Here is a 16,569-nt window from a genome sequence, read left to right as displayed (position 1 = left end):
CGCCCGTGCCCGATGCCGACGACACCCGTCTGAACCAGGACGAGCGGGACGAGGTCAAGGAACGCTCCAACCCGCCGGCGCTGATCCTGCACGAAGCCATCCGCCTGGAGGGGCAGGAGGAGCTGAAGCGCCCGACCTCCTCGCTGCTGTGGTCGGGGCTGGCGGCCGGGCTGTCGATGGGCTTCTCGATGGTGGGCGAGGCGCTGATGACGACCCATCTGCCGGACGAGCCTTGGCGGCCGCTGATCGCCAGCTTCGGCTATTGCTTCGGCTTCCTGATCGTCATCCTGGGGCGGCAGCAGCTGTTCACCGAGAACACGCTGACGGTGATCCTGCCGCTGCTGCACCGCTGGTCGACGGGAACGCTTCTGCGGGTGGCGCGGCTTTGGGGGTTGGTCTTTGCCGCGAACATCGTCGGCACCCTGCTGTTCTCCGCCTTCGCCATCGGAACGGATGCCTTCGCCCCGCCGATGCACGCCGCCTTTGTGGAGCTGGGCACGACGGCGGCGCGGTCGGGATTCTCGACGACGCTGCTGCACGGGGTGCTGGCCGGCTGGCTGATCGCGCTGCTGGTGTGGATCACCCCGTCGGTCGGGCAGGCGCGCTTCTTCGTGATCGTCGCCCTGACCTGGCTGATCGCGCTGGGCAAGTTCGCCCACGTCATCGCCGGCTCGGTCGAGGTGTCCTTCGCCGCCATGTCCGGCGAGATCGGCTGGGACCGCTACGCCTTCGGCTTCCTGCTGCCGTCGCTGATCGGCAACGTGCTGGGCGGAGTCGGGATGGTGGCGCTGATCAACCACGCGCAGGTGCGGCAGGACCAGTGAGGGGGTGGGTCAATTGAACCAGGGCGAGTTGACGAAGGCCGTCCCAATCACGTCCCAGGCGCGCTTGATGGTCGGGAGTTTCAGCGATTCGGGTGTGGCCACTGCCCACAGCTCGATACCGATCCGCTCGCCGATTGGCAGAACGGAGACCAGATCGTCGATCTCCTCCGAGAAGTCGGGCAGAAGTGCGATGCCACGGCCGGTAAGGACCGCGCGATGGAGGGCGGAGCTGGTGCTGACATTGACCAGCGGTCCGTTCGCGCTGCCATGCGCGATGTCCGCCCACTGCGTGAAGGATGGGTGGTTCGAGTAGATCAGGTGGTTGAGGAGGGGTGCCTTTCCCAATTCCCTGTAATTGGCCGGGGCAGCGTTCTTGACGAGGTAGCTTTTCGCCACCACGGGCAGGAACCGCATCACACCCAGCTTTCGCGCCTTGTACTCGCCCTGTCGGTGGATGTCGCTGCCGGGGTGAACGAGGATGATTTCTATGTCCGCGCGGGACTCCATGGGCAGGATGCTGACCTGCGGCAGCGCGTCCTGCGGAAAACGGATCGGCGTCGGCGTATCGGCGAAGCCGGCGAGCTGCGGCGTCAGCAGGTACGACCCGATCCCCTCCGGCGCCGAGATCGTGACCGGCTTCGCGTGTCTGTTGGCGATGGTCTCCAGCAGCAGGTCGAAATTGGTGACCGCAACGACGGCAGATTCGGCAGTGCTGAGAAGCTGCAGCCCTGCGTCAGTAAAGGCCGTCCCCGTCGATCGCTTCACAAAGAGCGGGACGCCGGCTTTGCGCTCCAATACCGCCATCCGCCTGCTGACGGTTGCGGCATCTACGCCGAGAGACGCGGCAGCGTTGTAGGTCGATCCGCCTTCGGACAAGGCCAGCAGCATGCGCAGCGTGGTCAGGTCCGTCGCCATCGGTTCATCCCCATTGTTCAAACAGGCTTTGGTGCTGCATCCGTGCAGCAGGGTGCCGCTACCGGCGAGGGTAGCATGGCATAACCGGACATCATACTACAGCATCAAGCAGCAGAGCCGCATTATTGGTTAGAGGTATCAGAAATATGGGCTTGTATGACCCGATCCTGAAGAACATCGCAATCAATGGTCATCGCACGTCCATGAATATGGAACGTGTCTATTGGGAAATACTCGATGAAATTTGCGCTCGAGAGGACCTGACTCGCGATAATATACTGACGATGATCTACAAGCGCAATGCCATCCCATCAAATACTGAAGTAACGCTTACATCCGCCGTACGCGTTTTCATCCTGTCCTATCAGAGGGCTGCGGCCACGGAGTGCGGGCACCTTTTGGCGAGGCATGGGAACGGCACACCGATGCTCGGCACCCCTCTGGAGCTTTCCGAAGATCGCGTTATCTCAATAAAGTCAAAATACCCGGACGTCGTCACGTTACCGTGAACCGACGCGTCTTAATTATTCGAGAATTTCTTTGCCACAGGGAATCAGCCACTATTTGGCTTGGCCCTGCTTTTACGTCAGCGCAGATGAAAACGAAAAGGGCTTAGCCGCTGAAACGGCTAAGCCCTTGAATTCGTGGCGGACCCGACGAGATTCGAACTCATGACCTCTGCCTTCGGAGGGCAGCGCTCTATCCAGCTGAGCTACGGGTCCATCGCTGGTGGAGGCGCAACATAGCCCAAGGTCTGCGGGGACGCAAACACTAAAATCGCTGTTTTTTCGACGGCTTGCAGAGGTCCCTCCCAGCCCCCGAACCGCTGCCTCGGACGAGCCGCGGTCACGCCACAAGAGCGGATGGAAACGTTTCCATTCTTCACGAAACCGTTTTCACGGCGTCACGCGATTGCAACACGCCATCGCCACTCTGCGCCTACGCCGGATCGGCCGGTGCTGGAAACAAGGGTTGCGGATGGTGCGGGGCGGTATGAGGGTTACGGACGGGAGAGCCATGGACCGCGTGGCGACGATCCGCGACGTGGCGGCGCGCGCCGGGGTGTCCATCGCCACCGTGTCGCGCGTCCTCAACGGCAGCGGCAACGCCACGCCGGAAACCATGGAGAAGGTGCGCGCCGCCGCCTCCGACCTGTCCTTCCGGCCCAGCACCATCGGGCGCAATCTGAAGGCGGCGCGCACCCGCACCGTCGGCGTGCTGGTGCCGTCGCTGACCAATCCCGTCTTCGCCGAAAGCGTCGCCGGCATCCAGGACGCCGCGGCGGAGGTCGGATACAGCGTGCTGATCGCCTCCACCGACTATGATCCGGCCCGCGAATCGCGCGCCATCGAAGGGCTGCTGTCCAACCGGGTCGAGGGGCTGGTGCTGACCGTGGCCGATGCCGACCGCAGCGGCTCGCTCGACACGCTGGACGAGGTGCGGCTGCCCTATGTGCTGGCCTACAACCAGCCGGAACGGGCGCCGCGCGCCCATGTGTCGGTCGACAATGTCGCCGCCTCCCGCGCGGTGGTCGAGCGGATGGCGGCGCTGGGCCACCGGCGCATCGGCATGATCGTCGGGCGCTTCCGCCAGTCCGACCGCTCGCGCCGGCGCCATGCCGGCTGGCAGGCGGCGTTGGCCGATGCCGGGCTGCCGCCGGGACCGGTGGTCGAGGTCGATTTCAACGAGATGCGGCTCGCCCACCGGCTGGCCCCCCATCTGGAAGGGCCGGAGCGGCCGACCGCGCTGTTCGCCTCCAACGACATGCTGGCGCTCGCCACCATCCGCGCGCTGCGCGACCTCGGCCTTTCGGTGCCGGAAGACGTGTCGGTCTGCGGATTCGACGGCATCGAGGTCGGACGGCTGATGGCGCCCAGCCTCGCCACGCTGGTGCAGCCGGCCCGCGCCATGGGCGCCACCGCCTTCGAATGTCTGCGCACCGGCTTTTCCGGCGAGCTGCAAGGCCGCGCCGTGATGCTGCCCTTCACCCTGCGTCCGGGCGAATCGCTCGGGCCCGCACCGTCTGAATCGACCTAAGCGCTTTCCGAACGGAGACACACGCAATCATGTTCAAGCCGTTCCTGCTCGGCGCCGCCACCCTGGCCGCCGCCTTCACCGCCACGGTTGCCCCCGCCATGGCGGCGGAGCAGACCGCCATCTGCTACAACTGCCCGCCGGAATGGGCCGATTGGGCGTCGCAGCTGAAGGCGATCAAGGCCGATCTCGGTATCGCCGTGCCGTTCGACAACAAGAATTCCGGCCAGTCGCTCGCCGCCATGCTGGCGGAAAAGGACAAGCCGGTGGCCGACGTCGTCTATCTCGGCGGGCCGGTCGGCATCCAGGCCAAGGCGGCCGGCGTCGTCACCCCCTACAAGCCGGCGGGCTGGGCCGGGATCCCCGACGGGATGAAGGACGCCGACGGCAACTGGTTCGCCATCCACAGCGGCACGCTGGGCTTCTTCGTCAACACCGAGGCGCTGGGCGGCAAGCCGGTGCCGCAGAGCTGGGCCGACCTGCTGAAGCCCGACTATTCCGGCATGGTCGGCTATCTCGACCCGACCAGCGCCGCCGTCGGCTATGTCGGCGCGGTGGCGGTCAATCAGGCGCTGGGCGGCGATTACGGCAACTTCGACAAGGCCATCGGCTGGTTCAAGGACCTGCAGAAGAACCAGCCCATCGTGCCGAAGCAGACCTCCTACGCCCGCGTGCTGTCGGGCGAGATTCCGATCCTGATCGACTACGACTTCAACGCCTACCGCGCCAAATACACCGACAAGGCGCCGGTCGCCTTCGTCATCCCGAAGGAAGGCACGGTGTCGGTCCCCTATGTGATGGCGCTGGTCAAGAACGGCCCGAATCCGGAGAACGGCAGGAAGGTGCTGGACTACGTCCTGTCGGACAAGGGCCAGACGCTGTGGGCCAACGCCTTCATGCGCCCGGTGCGGGCCGAGGCGATGTCGCCGGAGACCGCCGCCAAGTTCCTGCCGGCCGCCGATTACGCCCGCGCCAAGCCGGTCGACATGGTGCGCATGGCCGAGGCGCAGAAGGGCTTCATGGACCGCTATCAGGCGGAGGTGAAGTGAGCGCCTGCGTGCAGGACGCTCCCCTCCCCCACCGGCCGGCGGCGCGTCCGCCGGCCGGGCCGGGGTGGATGGGCGAGCCGCTGCGGCTGGCCGCCCTGCTGGCGCCGGCGGCGGCGGTGTTCGCGGCCTTCTTCCTGCTGCCGCTGGTCCGCCTGATCCTGATCGGCGCCGGCGGGGCGGACGGGTGGAGCGCCTATCTCACCACGCTGGCCGATCCCGGCCATCTCGACAGCCTGATCTCCACGCTGGCGCTGTCGGCGGGTGTGACGTTGGTGACGCTGGCGGTGTCCACCGTCGCCGGGCTGTTCCTGGTGCGGCACCACTTTCCCGGCCATGCCGTGCTGGTGGCGCTGCTGACCTTTCCGCTGGCCTTTCCCGGCGTGGTCATCGGCTTCATGGTCATCATGCTGGCTGGACGCCAGGGGCTGATCGGCACCATCACCCAGGCGCTGACCGGGGGGAAGCTGGTCTTCGCCTATTCGATGGCCGGGCTGTTCCTCGGCTACGTCTATTTCTCGATCCCGCGCGTGATCCTGACGGTGATGGCGGCGGCGGAGAAGCTGGATCCGCGGCTGGAGGAAGCGGCGCGCTCGCTGGGGGCGGCACCCTGGCGCGTGGTGGCCGACGTGATCCTGCCGGCGCTGAAACCGGCGCTGATCTCGGCAGGCGCGCTCTGCTTCGCGACCTCGATGGGCGCGTTCGGCACCGCCTTTACGCTCGCCACCCGGATCAATGTGCTGCCGATGACCATCTATACAGAATTCACGCTGCAGGCGAACATCGCGGCGGCGGCGACGCTCAGCGTCCTGCTCGGCCTCATCACCTGGGCGGCCCTGGCGGTGGCGCGCAGCGTCGCCGGCACCTCCGTCGCGGCGGCGGGGTGAGGGTCATGCACAGTCTCACCAATCGCCGGGGCTGGGGCTTCTGGCTGCAACTGGGCTTCACCCTGCTGGTCTGCGCGCTGCTGACCGTGCCGATGGCGATGTCGATGCTGGCAGGGTTGACCGCCAATTACTTCGTAGGCTTGAAAAGCGGCCTCACCCTGCGCTGGGTCGATGAGGTGCTGCGGGTCTATTCCGGCACCATCCTCCTGTCCCTGCAGATCGCCTTCGCCTGTCTGGCCTGCACGCTGCTGCTGGGCGTTCCGGCCGCCTATGCGCTGGCGCGCCGGCCCGGTCGCTTCGCCCGGCTGGTCGAAGAGTTGCTGATGATGCCGGTCGCCATCCCCGGCCTCGCCACCGCGCTGGCGCTGATCGTCACCTATGGCAGTGTGGGCGATCTGCGCAGCAGCTGGCTGTTCATCCTGATCGGCCATGTGCTGTTCACCCTGCCCTTCATGGTCCGCGCCGTACTGGCAGTGATGGGCGCCATCGATCTGACGACGCTGGAGGAAGGGGCGGCCAGCCTGGGCGCCGGCTTCCTGCGGCGGTTCTTCACGGTGGTGCTGCCCAACTGCCGCTCCGGCATCCTGGCCGGGTCGCTGATGGTGCTGACCCTGTCGGTGGGCGAGTTTAACCTGACCTGGCTGCTGCACACGCCGCTGACCAAGACGCTGCCGGTCGGGCTGGCCGACAGCTACGCCTCGCTGCGGATCGAGATCGGCAGCGCCTATACCCTCGTCTTCTTCGTGATGATCGTGCCGAGCCTGATCCTGCTGCAGGGTCTGGCCAAGCGCGGCCGTCCGTCCGTTTGAGAGCGCCCGCCATGCCCGACAGCTTCCACCTCGACGCCGTGCCGATCCGCCTGGAGCGCTGCGGCAAGACCTTCGCCGGCGGCGCCCGCGCGCTGGAGCCGCTCGACCTGACCATCCGTGGCGGCGAGACCATCGTCTTCCTGGGCCCAAGCGGCTGCGGCAAGACCACGACCCTGCGCATCATCGCCGGGCTGGAAAGCCCCGATCCCGGTGGCCGCGTGCTGTTCGGCGAGGAGGATGTGACGGCGCTTCCCATCGAACGGCGCAATGTCGGCATGGTGTTCCAGAGCTACGCCCTGTTCCCCAACATGACGGTGGCGGAGAACGTCGCCTACGGCCTGAAGGTGCGCAAACTGCCGCGGCCCGAGCGCGCCCGCCGGGTCGAGGAGATGCTGGACCTGATGCATCTCGGCGAGTTCGCCGGGCGGCGGATCGACCAGCTGTCCGGTGGCCAGCGGCAGCGGGTGGCACTGGCCCGCGCGCTGGTGGTGCGGCCGCGCGTGCTGCTGCTCGACGAGCCGCTGACGGCGCTCGACGCCAAGCTGCGCGACAGCCTGCGGCTGGAGATCGACCGGCTGCTGCGCGGGCTGGGCATCACCGCCGTCTATGTCACCCACGACCAGGGCGAGGCGATGGCGCTGGGCGACCGCATCGTGGTGATGGCCAAGGGCCGGGTGGCGCAGGTCGGCACCCCGCGCGAGATCTATTACCAGCCGGCCGACGGCTTCGTCGCCGACTTCATCGGCACGATGAACCGGCTGGGCGGTTTGGCGCGCGGCGGGATGCTGAGCATTGGCGCGGCATCGGTGCCGTGGTCGGGGCCTGAGGGCGCAGTGGAGCTGCTGGTGCGGCCGGAGGATCTGGCGCTGGCATCGGAAGCCGACGGGCATCTGGGCGGCACGGTCGCCGCCGCGGTGTTCCTGGGCGACCGCACCCGGCTGGTGGTGGAGCCGGCGGACGGGCCTGCGCTGACGGTCGACACCCTGGGGCGGAGCGAGTTGGGACGCGGCGACCGGGTCTGGCTGCGGGTCGATCCGGCAAGGCTGCTGGCGGTTCCGTGAGGTTCGTTGACGCAGAGTTAGACCCCCACCCCAACCCTCCCCCGCTGGGCGGGGGAGGGGGCAAGTGCTTAGGCGGAAGAGTGGCGGTAGTCCCTCCCCCGCCCAGCGGGGGAGGATAGGTGGGGGTCTAGCGCCCCCAAGAATTGAACACTCATTCCCAAGGCCCCACCATGATCGTCGTCCAGATCACCGACACCCACATCAAGCCCCCCGGCCGCCTCGCCTACCGGCGCGTCGACACCGCGCCCTTCCTGGAGCGCGCCGTCGCCGCCATCCTGGCGCTGACGCCCCGGCCGGACGTGATCCTCGCCACCGGCGACCTCGTCGATGCCGGCCATGCGGAGGAGTATGAACGGCTGCTCGGCCTGCTGCGCCCGCTCGACATCCCGCTGTTCGCGGTGCCCGGCAACCATGACGAACGCGCCGGCCTCGCCCAGGCCTTCCCCGATCTCAAGGCCCGTGTCGGCGACAGCCGTTTCTTCCACTACACGGTGGAGGACTGGCCGGTGCGGCTGGTCGCCATGGACACCGTGCTGCCCGGTTCCGGCGCGGGGGAGGTCTGTGCGGAGCGGCTGTCCTGGCTCGACGCCCGCCTGTCCGAGCAGCCCGAGCGGCCGACCATCGTCTTCCAGCACCATCCGCCCTTTGCCACCGGCATCGGTCATATGGACCGGCTGGGACTGAGCGGCGCCGAGGCGATGGCCGAGGTGGTCCGCCGCCATCCCCAGGTGGAGCGGGTGCTGTGCGGCCATCTGCACCGGCCGATCCAGGTGCGCTGGGCCGGCACCATCGCCTCCACCGCGCCGTCCACCGCGCATCAGGTGGCGCTCGACCTGCGCGACGATGCGCCGTCGGCCTTCGTGATGGAACCGCCGGGCTATCAGATCCACATGTGGCGCGCCGACACCGGCGTGGTCAGCCACACCGCGGTGATCGGCGACTATGACGGCCCCTACCCCTTCTTCAAGGACGGGAAGCTGATCGACTGACTTGGTCATTCGGCCGGCCGTCACATGCCTGTCACGGGCTTGGCGTAAGACACACCTCACCGCCGATCCAACGGAGACGACAGAGATGAAGGCGTTCCTCGCCACCCTCGCCACGGTTCTGACGCTGGCGCTCGGACATGCTGCGCAGGCAGACGGCGCCACCGGCAGGCTGGTGCTCTACACCTCGCAGCTGGAACCGGACGCCCGCCAGACGGTGGAGGCCTTCAAGGCCAAGAATCCCGGCGTCGAGGTGGAGTGGATCCGCAGCGGCACCACCGAGTTGATGAACAAGCTGCGCGCCGAGTTCACCGCCGGGGCGCCGCAGCCCGACCTGCTGCTGATCGCCGACGCGGTGACGATGGAATCGCTGAAGGCGGAGAAGCGCTTGCAGCCCTACCAGGGCGCGCCGGTGGCCGGCTACCGGCCGGGCACGCACGATCCGCAGGGCTATTGGTTCGGCACCAAGCTGATCACCACCGGCATCGTCTACAACACCGCCGCCCCGATGAAGCCGACCTCCTGGCAGGATCTGCTGAAGCCGGAGGCCAAGGGCACGACCGTGATGCCGAGCCCGCTCTATTCCGGCGCCGCCGCCATCCACATGGCTTCGATCAAGGCGCAGCCGTCGCTGGGCATGGCGTACTATGAGGCTTTGCAGCGCAACGGCACCACGGCGGCCAAGGGCAACGGCGGCATCCTGAAGGACGTGGCCGGCGGGGCGAAGCTCTACGGCATGGTCGTCGATTACCTGCCGATCCGCGAACAGCTGAAGGGCGCCCCGGTCGCCTTCGTCTTCCCCAAGGAAGGCGTCAGCGCGGTCAGCGAGCCGGTGGCGATCCTCAGCACCGCGAAGAACCCGGCGGCGGCCAAGGCCTTCATCGACTTCCTGCTGAGCCCGGAGGGGCAGCAGCTGGCCTCGGCCCAGGGCTTCCTGCCGGCACTGCCGGGGGTGAAGCCGCCGGCGGGCTTCCCCGATCCGGCGACGATCACCCTGCTGCCCTACGATCCCGCCAAGGCGCTGGCCGAGGACGAGGCCAACAAGCGCGCCTTCGCCGATCTGTTCGGCGGGTGAGTGGGTTGGTGCAAAATATCCCTCTCCCACCCCGGGAGAGGGAAGGGGCCCATGCGGAGCATGGGAAGGGTGAGGGGTGGCGCAAGGAACCTTGGGCTTCCGGTTCCTTGGAACACCCCTCACCCTCCCCACGCCTTTGGCGCGGGTCCCCTCCCTCTCCCGGGGCGGGAGAGGGTGTTTTTTTACTCGTCGGCCTGCTGGTCCTTCTTCCGGTCCTGCGCCTGCTGTGGGAGGCCGGCGACACCGCGGTGCTGGCCCGCGTGCTGGACTCCCCCGCGACGTGGCGGGCCACCACCAACAGCATCGCCATCGCCGCAGGGGCCACACTGGCGGCGGCGCTGATCGGCGGGCCGTTCGCGCTGCTGGTCGGGCTGACGGACCTGCGCGCCCGCACCGCGGTGACCTTCGCGCTGATCCTGCCGCTGATGATTCCGCCGCAGATCGTGGCGATGGCCTGGACCCATCTCGCCGGCTCCGGCAGTCCGATCCTGAAGCCGCTGGGGCTGGCGCCGCCGGTCGGCAGGGCGAACCCGGTGCAGTCGGCGGCGGGCATGGTGCTGGTGATGGGGATCGAGCATGCGCCGCTGGTCTTCCTCGCCCTGCGCGCGGCGTTGCGCGCCATCCCCGGCGACGTGCTGGAGGCGGCGCGGGCGTCGGGGGCCGGGCCGTGGCGGGCGGTGCGGAGTGTGGTGCTGCCGCTTTGCCTGCCGGGGCTGGTCGCGGGACTGGCGATGGCCTTCGTCGCGGCGCTGGGGAATTTCGGGGTGCCGGCGCTGCTGGGTATTCCGGCCGGCATTCCGATGCTGCCGACGTTGATCTACCGGCGGCTGGCCGGGTTCGGGCCATCGGCCCTGCCGGAAGTGGCGGTGCTGGCCGCCCTGATCGGCATCGTCGCCTGCCTGGGCATCGCCACTCAGACCATCCTGCAGGCGCGCATCGCCAGCCGCCTGCCCGGCGGCGCCCGGCCGCTGGCGCCGGTGCCGCTCGGGTCAGCCCGTGTGGCTGTCGAGGGGCTTGCATGGGCCGTGCTGGTACTGATGGTCGCGGCACCGCTGACGGCGCTGCTGGCGACCAGCCTCGTCAGCGTCTATGGCCTGCCGGTCGGACTCGGGACGCTGACTCTGGCCCATTACCGCGAGGTGCTGGCGCTCGATCAGGTCGGGCGGGCCTTTGCCAATTCGATGCTGCTGTCGGGATCGGCGGCGGGGCTGCTGGCACTCCTGGCGGTGCCGCTGGCCCATGGCATGGCGCAGGGCGGCGGAGCCGGGCGGATCGCGCGGGCGGTCGGCGTGCTGGTGGAACTGCCGCACGCCGTGCCGGGGGTGGTGCTGGGCATCGGCTGCATCCTGCTGTTCCTGAAGCCGCTGCCGGGACTGGGCGTCAGCCTGTACGGCACGCTGTGGATCATTCTGGCGGCCTATCTGGTCCGCTTCCTGCCGCTCGCCCTGCGGCCGGTGCAGGCGGCCTGCGCCGCACTCGACCCGACGATGGAGGAGGCCGCCCGCGCGCTGGGCGCCGGGCCGCTGCGGCGGCTGGTGACGGTGGTGGCGCCGCTGGTGGCGCCTGCGGCTGCCGCCGGCGGGCTGCTGGTGTTCCTGACCGCCTTCAACGAGCTGACCGTCTCCATCCTGCTGTGGTCGCAGGGACGGGAGACGATCGGCGTCGTCGTCTATGCGCTGGAGGAGGGCGGCAGCCCGACTTTGGGCGCAGCGCTTGGCGTCATCGCCATCCTGGTCGTGCTGGTTGCGATGCTCGCCGCCGGGGCGCTGGGCCGCCGGTTGCCGCAGGGTGTGGTGCCCTGGCGAGGATAGAGTCAGGCCGGCAATCCCGCCGCCTTCCTCACCATTTCCAGTACCGTCAGCACGTCGCGCGCCTGCTCGGCCGTCACCGGCGGCGGGGCGCCGTCGAGGATGGATGCGGCAACACCTCGGTAGAAGGCAGGGTAGTCGCCGCGCAGTGTCTCCAGCCGCCGTTCCGTGCCGTCGGCCCGGACCAGCAGGGCGAAATTCTCCGGATCGTCCACGCCCCAGCCGGCTTCGGTCGGCATGCGGCCGGCGCGCAGGGCCGCCTCCTGCCCGTCCATTCCGTGCTTGAGGAAGCTGCCGCAGTCGCCATGCAGTTGGAAGCGCGGACCCGGCCGGCAGACCACCGTGCCGCAATGCAGGATCGCCCGCATCGGCCCATAGCCGAGCACGATGTGGAACCAGTCGTCGACCTGCGCGCCCGGCCGCTGGGCACCGACATCGGCGAGGATGCGGTCGGGCATGCCGAACAGGGTCAGCGCCTGATCGATCAGATGGGCGCCGAGGTCGAACAGCACGCCGGAGCCTGCCAGCGTCTGCTCGCGCCAGCCCTGCTTGATCTGCGGCCGGAAACGGTCGAAATGCGCCTCGTAGTGGTAGGGGCGGCCGACCTCGCCATTGTCCAGGCAGGCACGCAGGGTCAGGAAGTCGTTGTCCCAGCGCCGGTTGTGGAAGACGGTCAGCAGCCGCCCCTGCCGCTTGGCGAGGTCGATCAGCTCGTCGGCCTCGGCGGCGGTGGTCGCCATCGGCTTGTCGATCACCACATGCTTGCCGGCCAGCAGTGCCTCGCGGGCCAGGGGGGCGTGGCTGGTGTTGGGAGTGGCGATCACCACGAGGTCGATGGCGGGGTCGGCGATCACCGCCTCGGCCGTGGTCGCTTGCGCCCCCGGCGCGGCGCGGCGGATGTCGTCGGTGCGCGAACTGGCGATTGCCGTCAGGCGCAGGCGCGGTTCGCTGAGGATCAGCGGCGCGTGGAATACCGACCCGGCAAGGCCGAAACCCAGCAGTCCGACCGACAGACTCTTCATCGTCTCCAAATCCCTTCGTGACGTGTTGCCCGGCTAAGCCGCCGGTTCACGGTGCCCAGCAGACCATGGTGTCGGCCCCGCCCCGGCGCAACAGGGCGCGCACCGGCATCGCGTCTTCCGGACCTGCCGCGCGGGCCTGTTCCAGCACCGCGCGCTTGGCTCCGCCGGTGATCAGCACGACGATGCGCCGGCTGTCGAGCAGGCGCGGCAGGGTCAGCGACATGCGCGGATGCGGCGCGGTGGGGGAGCGCATGGCCCGGCACGGTGCCGCCCCCTCCCTGGCTGCGGCGAGCCCCGGAGCGTCAGGGAAGAGCGAAGCGATATGCCCGTCCTCGCCCATGCCGGTCACCATCAGGTCGAACGGTCCATCAAGCACGCGCAACGCCTCGGCGCAGGCGGCCTCGCCCTCCTCCGGCGTCGCGGCACCGGTATAAAGCGGGACGAAGCGGATGGCGGGCGCGGCGGACAGGAGAGACGCATGCAGGGTGGCGGCGTTGCTGTCCGGACTGTCGGGCGGCAGCCAGCGGTCGTCGACCAGCGTCGCCGTCACCCGGCTCCAATCGACATCGCGCCGGCCGAGCGCCGTCAGGAAGGGCGCCGGCGTCCGTCCGCCCGGCAGCGCCATGGTAGCGCGCCCGCGCGCCGCGATGGCGGCGGTCAGCAGGGCCGCCGTCTCGTCGGCCAGGGTTTCGGCAAGGTCCTGGGCATCTCGGAACACACGAAGGCGCGCGGTCATGATGGAAGCTCCCCGTCAAATCTTGTTCGTTGGCGCAGACCATAATCCGCCCGCCCCGCACGTGCGCGCGCATCTGTGTAACGGTTGCGTAACAACGCGGGCGCCGGGAAAGCGCCGCGTTACCAAATTGTCCGCCCCGCGCATCATCGGCAGCGTACAGTGACCGCCAAGCGAACGACCGCCGGACGAGACCTCATCCGGACGGTCCAACAGCAACCCGTCACGGGAGGGAACCGACATGCGCGACCTGCATCCGTGTGCAGCGCCGGCACACATGCTGCCGAGCATCTCACCATGACCATGCAGACCCCATCCTTGCGACCGGCCGCCGGAGAGGACGCCGGGGCCGTTCCTGGCAACGCCGCTCCGCCGCGGACGACCGGGCTGCGCGCGGTGGCGCAGCGGCATCTGTCGAAGCTGGTGGTCGCCCCGTCCTTCGCGGCGATCCTGCTCTTCGTCTACGGCTTCATCGCCTGGACGGTCTATATCAGCTTCACCAATTCCCGGATGCTGCCGTCCTACGATCTGGTCGGGGCCGAAGCCTTCTCCAAGCTGTGGCGGATCGAGCGCTGGTACGTCGCCATCGAGAATCTGCTGATCTTTGGCGGGCTGTTCATCGGCATCAGCCTCGTCATCGGCATCCTGCTGGCGGTGCTGCTCGACCAGCGCATCCGCGGCGAAGGGGCGTTGCGCACCGTCTATCTCTACCCGATGGCGCTCAGCTTCATCGTCACCGGCACCGCCTGGAAATGGATCCTCAATCCCGGCATCGGCATCCAGCAATTCGTACGCGACCTGGGCTTTCCCGCCTTCACCTTCGACTGGATCGTCCAGCAGGACACCGCCGTCTACACACTGGTGATCGCGGCGGTCTGGCAAAGCTCCGGCTTCGTCATGGCGCTGTTCCTGGCGGCGCTGCGCGGCGTCGATCAGGAGATCATCAAGGCGGCCTATCTCGACGGCGCCAGCCTGCCGCGCATCTATTGGGGCATCGTCCTGCCGTCGATCCGGCCGGTGTTCATGAGCGCCTTCGTCATCCTCGCCCACCTCGCGGTCAAGAGCTACGACCTCGTGGTGGCGCTGACCGGCGGCGGTCCCGGCTACGCGTCTGACCTGCCGGCGACCTTCATGTACGAGATGACCTTCCGCCGCAACCAGATCGCCATCGGCTCGGCCAGCGCGCTGATGATGCTGGCCACCGTGGTGGCGATCATCGTGCCCTACCTCTATTCCGAACTGAAGGGAGGCAAGCGTGTCTAGCCTGACCTCCGCCCTGCCGCCGGCGCAGGGCACCGGCGCCCGCATCGCCCGCTGGGGCCTGTACCTGATCCTCCTGCTGTTCGCGGCCTATTACCTGCTGCCGCTGCTGCTGATGATCACCACCTCCTTCAAGAGCCCGGAGGAGATCCGCACCGGCTCGCTCTTGTCGCTGCCGCGCGATTTCAGCCTGGACGCCTGGAGCTATGCCTGGAACCGCGCCTGCATCGGCGCCGATTGCCGCGGCATGGCGCCCTATTTCCTCAACTCCATCGTCATCGTCGTGCCGGCGGTGGTCATCTCCACCATCTTCGGGGCGCTGAACGGCTATGCCCTGACCAAGTGGCGGTTCCGCGGCGCCAACGTGGTGTTCGGCATGATCCTGTTCGGCAGCTTCCTGCCGTCGCAGGTGATCCTGCTGCCGATGGCGCAGACGCTGGGGTTCCTGGGGCTGGCCGGCAGCGCCGGCGGGCTGATCCTGGTGCATGTGGTGTACGGGCTTGCCTTCACCACGCTGTTCTTCCGCAATTATTACGTCAGCATCCCCGACGATCTGGTGAAGGCCGCGACCATCGACGGCGCCGGCTTCTTCCAGATCTTCACCAAGATCATGCTGCCGCTGTCGCTGCCGATCCTGGTGGTGACGATCATCTGGCAGTTCACCCAGATCTGGAACGACTTCCTGTACGGGGCGTCCTTCGCGGCGGGCGGCGCGCAGCCGGTGACGGTCGCGCTGAACAACCTCGTCAACACCACCACCGGCGTGAAGCAGTACAACGTCGACATGGCGGCGGCGATGATCGCCGGCCTGCCCACCCTCGTCGTCTATGTGCTCGCCGGGAAATACTTCATCCGCGGTCTGACCGCCGGCTCCGTCAAGGGGTGATCTTCCGATGGCGACTCTCAGCATCAACAATGTCCGCAAGCAGTATGGCAGCGTCGAGGTCCTGAAGGGCATCGACCTGGACCTGACGGACGGTGAATTCCTCGTCCTGCTCGGGCCCTCCGGCTGCGGGAAATCCACCCTGCTCAACATGATCGCCGGTCTGGAAACGATCAGCGCCGGCGAGATCCGCATCGACCAGCGCGTGGTCAACGAGGTCCATCCGAAGGACCGCGACATCGCCATGGTGTTCCAGTCCTACGCGCTCTATCCCAACATGACGGTGGCGCGGAACATCGGCTTCTCGCTGGAGATGCGCGGCCAGTCGAAGACGGAGCGCGACGGCGCCATCCGCCGCGTCGCCCGGCTGTTGCAGATCGAGCATCTGCTGGACCGCAAGCCGGCGCAGCTGTCGGGCGGCCAGCGCCAGCGCGTCGCCATGGGCCGCGCCCTGGTCCGCGACCCCAAGGTGTTCCTGTTCGACGAGCCGCTGTCCAACCTGGACGCCAAACTGCGCGTCGACATGCGCACCGAGATCAAGAAGCTGCACCAGCGGCTCGGCACCACCGTGGTCTATGTCACCCACGACCAGATCGAGGCGATGACGCTGGCCAGCCGCATCGCCATCATGAAGGAGGGCGTCGTCCAGCAGTTCGCCCCGCCGCAGGAGGTCTACGAGCGCCCGGCCAACATGTATGTGGCGAGCTTCATCGGCTCCCCCACCATGAACTTCGTGCGCGGCACTTTGTCGGCCGAGGGCGACCGGCTGGGCGTCAGCGTCGGGCGCGAGCGCAGCGGCTTCCTGCCGCTGTTCCAGGCGCCGGAGCAGGCCGGCCATTGGTTGGGCCAGGAGGTGATCCTGGGCATCCGTCCGGAGGCCATCACCTGCTACGACCCGGCGATTGCCGCCGGCAACCCGGCGCTGGTGAAGGTCGCCTGCGGCGTCAATGTGCTGGAGCCGACCGGTGCCGACACCATCACCTATGTCGAGCTGAACGGCCACGAGGTGGTCGCCCGCATCAAGCCGAGCGACCGGGTTGCGGAGGGCGAGACCGCCGACTTCATGATCGACATGGCGCGGGCGAACCTGTTCGATCCGAAGACCGAACAGCGGATCTGAATGGCTGATTAATCCCCTCTCCCCCCCGGGGAGAGGGTTAGGGTGAGGGGGGCGCGTTGGGAGGTTCTTCAAGAACCGCTTCCCCCGGCCCGTCTATGAAAATCCA

At 68.1% G+C, this 16,569-nt stretch carries 16 protein-coding genes and 1 tRNA gene; 13 read left to right on the top strand and 4 right to left on the bottom strand.

Features of this window, described 5'->3' with window-relative positions; translation table 11 throughout:
• Positions 1-5: 5 nt before the first annotated feature.
• A complete protein-coding gene (locus PWS46_RS18565) occupies positions 6-824 on the top strand; it encodes a formate/nitrite transporter family protein (protein ID WP_434622890.1) in 819 nt (272 codons plus the stop codon).
• 9 nt (positions 825-833) lie between these two features.
• On the opposite strand, the gene PWS46_RS18560 is transcribed toward PWS46_RS18565, so the two are convergent.
• The gene (locus tag PWS46_RS18560) at positions 834-1,739 is read right to left on the bottom strand and encodes a LysR family transcriptional regulator (protein WP_434622889.1); all 906 of its coding nucleotides are present in this window, start codon (positions 1,737-1,739) and stop codon (positions 834-836) included.
• A 152-nt stretch (positions 1,740-1,891) separates the two neighbouring features.
• Here PWS46_RS18560 and PWS46_RS18555 point away from each other — a divergent pair, with 152 nt between their 5' ends.
• Positions 1,892-2,248, top strand: coding sequence for a ribbon-helix-helix domain-containing protein (locus PWS46_RS18555; protein WP_434622888.1), 357 nt, complete (start codon positions 1,892-1,894; stop codon positions 2,246-2,248).
• A gap of 136 nt (positions 2,249-2,384) precedes the next feature.
• Here the strand turns inward: PWS46_RS18555 and PWS46_RS18550 are convergent.
• Positions 2,385-2,461: transfer RNA gene (locus PWS46_RS18550), tRNA-Arg, on the bottom strand.
• 295 nt (positions 2,462-2,756) lie between these two features.
• On the opposite strand from PWS46_RS18550, the gene PWS46_RS18545 reads away from it, so the two are divergent.
• From PWS46_RS18545 to PWS46_RS18510, 8 genes are all read left to right on the top strand, one after another.
• Positions 2,757-3,776 carry a LacI family DNA-binding transcriptional regulator gene (locus PWS46_RS18545; protein WP_434622887.1) on the top strand — a complete coding sequence of 340 codons (1,020 nt, stop codon included), beginning with the start codon at positions 2,757-2,759 and terminating at the stop codon, positions 3,774-3,776.
• 29 nt (positions 3,777-3,805) lie between these two features.
• Positions 3,806-4,822, top strand: a complete 1,017-nt coding sequence (locus PWS46_RS18540; RefSeq protein WP_434622886.1) for an ABC transporter substrate-binding protein — start codon at positions 3,806-3,808, stop codon at positions 4,820-4,822.
• A gap of 8 nt (positions 4,823-4,830) precedes the next feature.
• Positions 4,831-5,706 (top strand): ABC transporter permease, encoded by an 876-nt coding sequence (locus PWS46_RS18535; RefSeq protein ID WP_434622884.1) that lies wholly within the window; start codon positions 4,831-4,833, stop codon positions 5,704-5,706.
• 5 nt (positions 5,707-5,711) lie between these two features.
• Positions 5,712-6,515 carry an ABC transporter permease gene (locus PWS46_RS18530; protein ID WP_434622883.1) on the top strand — a complete coding sequence of 268 codons (804 nt, stop codon included), beginning with the start codon at positions 5,712-5,714 and terminating at the stop codon, positions 6,513-6,515.
• Between the two features lie 11 nt (positions 6,516-6,526).
• Positions 6,527-7,576 (top strand): ABC transporter ATP-binding protein, encoded by a 1,050-nt coding sequence (locus PWS46_RS18525; RefSeq protein ID WP_434622882.1) that lies wholly within the window; start codon positions 6,527-6,529, stop codon positions 7,574-7,576.
• Between the two features lie 170 nt (positions 7,577-7,746).
• Positions 7,747-8,565 (top strand): phosphodiesterase, encoded by an 819-nt coding sequence (locus PWS46_RS18520; protein WP_434622881.1) that lies wholly within the window; start codon positions 7,747-7,749, stop codon positions 8,563-8,565.
• An 85-nt stretch (positions 8,566-8,650) separates the two neighbouring features.
• Entirely contained in the window at positions 8,651-9,637 is a 987-nt protein-coding gene (locus tag PWS46_RS18515; RefSeq protein WP_434622880.1) for an ABC transporter substrate-binding protein, read from the top strand.
• Between the two features lie 107 nt (positions 9,638-9,744).
• A complete protein-coding gene (locus tag PWS46_RS18510) occupies positions 9,745-11,448 on the top strand; it encodes an ABC transporter permease (RefSeq protein ID WP_434622879.1) in 1,704 nt (567 codons plus the stop codon).
• A gap of 2 nt (positions 11,449-11,450) precedes the next feature.
• Here the strand turns inward: PWS46_RS18510 and PWS46_RS18505 are convergent, their stop codons facing one another.
• Positions 11,451-12,467, bottom strand: a complete 1,017-nt coding sequence (locus PWS46_RS18505) for an oxidoreductase (protein WP_434622878.1) — start codon at positions 12,465-12,467, stop codon at positions 11,451-11,453.
• A 46-nt stretch (positions 12,468-12,513) separates the two neighbouring features.
• Positions 12,514-13,203, bottom strand: coding sequence for a 6-phosphogluconolactonase (pgl, locus tag PWS46_RS18500; RefSeq protein WP_434622877.1), 690 nt, complete (start codon positions 13,201-13,203; stop codon positions 12,514-12,516).
• A 294-nt stretch (positions 13,204-13,497) separates the two neighbouring features.
• Between pgl and PWS46_RS18495 the strand changes: the two genes are divergently transcribed.
• The 3 genes from PWS46_RS18495 to PWS46_RS18485 are packed head-to-tail and all read left to right on the top strand — an operon-like array spanning position 13,498 to position 16,463.
• Positions 13,498-14,463 (top strand): carbohydrate ABC transporter permease, encoded by a 966-nt coding sequence (locus PWS46_RS18495; protein WP_434622876.1) that lies wholly within the window; start codon positions 13,498-13,500, stop codon positions 14,461-14,463.
• The gene (locus PWS46_RS18490) at positions 14,456-15,346 is read left to right on the top strand and encodes a carbohydrate ABC transporter permease (RefSeq protein WP_434622874.1); all 891 of its coding nucleotides are present in this window, start codon (positions 14,456-14,458) and stop codon (positions 15,344-15,346) included. Before PWS46_RS18495 ends, PWS46_RS18490 begins: the two co-directional genes overlap by 8 nt.
• Positions 15,347-15,353: 7 nt before the next feature.
• Complete coding sequence (locus PWS46_RS18485; RefSeq protein WP_085084586.1) at positions 15,354-16,463, top strand: ABC transporter ATP-binding protein; 1,110 nt, start codon at positions 15,354-15,356, stop codon at positions 16,461-16,463.
• Positions 16,464-16,569 lie beyond the last annotated feature (106 nt).

The sequence above is a fragment of the Azospirillum sp. B2RO_4 genome (genome assembly GCF_051124815.1).
Classification (GTDB): domain Bacteria; phylum Pseudomonadota; class Alphaproteobacteria; order Azospirillales; family Azospirillaceae; genus Azospirillum.
Note: the sequence above shows the minus strand (reverse complement) of the source record. Positions and strands in the feature narration are given on the sequence as shown.

Bases quoted from the DNA above. Each gene is read 5' to 3' on its own strand.
- PWS46_RS18560 (WP_434622889.1), bottom strand. From the start codon at position 1,739: ATGGCGACGGACCTGACCACGCTGCGCATGCTGCTGGCCTTGTCCGAA.
- PWS46_RS18545 (WP_434622887.1), top strand. From the start codon at position 2,757: ATGGACCGCGTGGCGACGATCCGCGACGTGGCGGCGCGCGCCGGGGTG.
- PWS46_RS18540 (WP_434622886.1), top strand. From the start codon at position 3,806: ATGTTCAAGCCGTTCCTGCTCGGCGCCGCCACCCTGGCCGCCGCCTTC.
- PWS46_RS18530 (WP_434622883.1), top strand. From the start codon at position 5,712: ATGCACAGTCTCACCAATCGCCGGGGCTGGGGCTTCTGGCTGCAACTG.
- PWS46_RS18525 (WP_434622882.1), top strand. From the start codon at position 6,527: ATGCCCGACAGCTTCCACCTCGACGCCGTGCCGATCCGCCTGGAGCGC.
- PWS46_RS18520 (WP_434622881.1), top strand. From the start codon at position 7,747: ATGATCGTCGTCCAGATCACCGACACCCACATCAAGCCCCCCGGCCGC.
- PWS46_RS18515 (WP_434622880.1), top strand. From the start codon at position 8,651: ATGAAGGCGTTCCTCGCCACCCTCGCCACGGTTCTGACGCTGGCGCTC.
- PWS46_RS18505 (WP_434622878.1), bottom strand. From the start codon at position 12,467: ATGAAGAGTCTGTCGGTCGGACTGCTGGGTTTCGGCCTTGCCGGGTCG.
- pgl (WP_434622877.1), bottom strand. From the start codon at position 13,203: ATGACCGCGCGCCTTCGTGTGTTCCGAGATGCCCAGGACCTTGCCGAA.
- PWS46_RS18495 (WP_434622876.1), top strand. From the start codon at position 13,498: ATGACCATGCAGACCCCATCCTTGCGACCGGCCGCCGGAGAGGACGCC.
- PWS46_RS18485 (WP_085084586.1), top strand. From the start codon at position 15,354: ATGGCGACTCTCAGCATCAACAATGTCCGCAAGCAGTATGGCAGCGTC.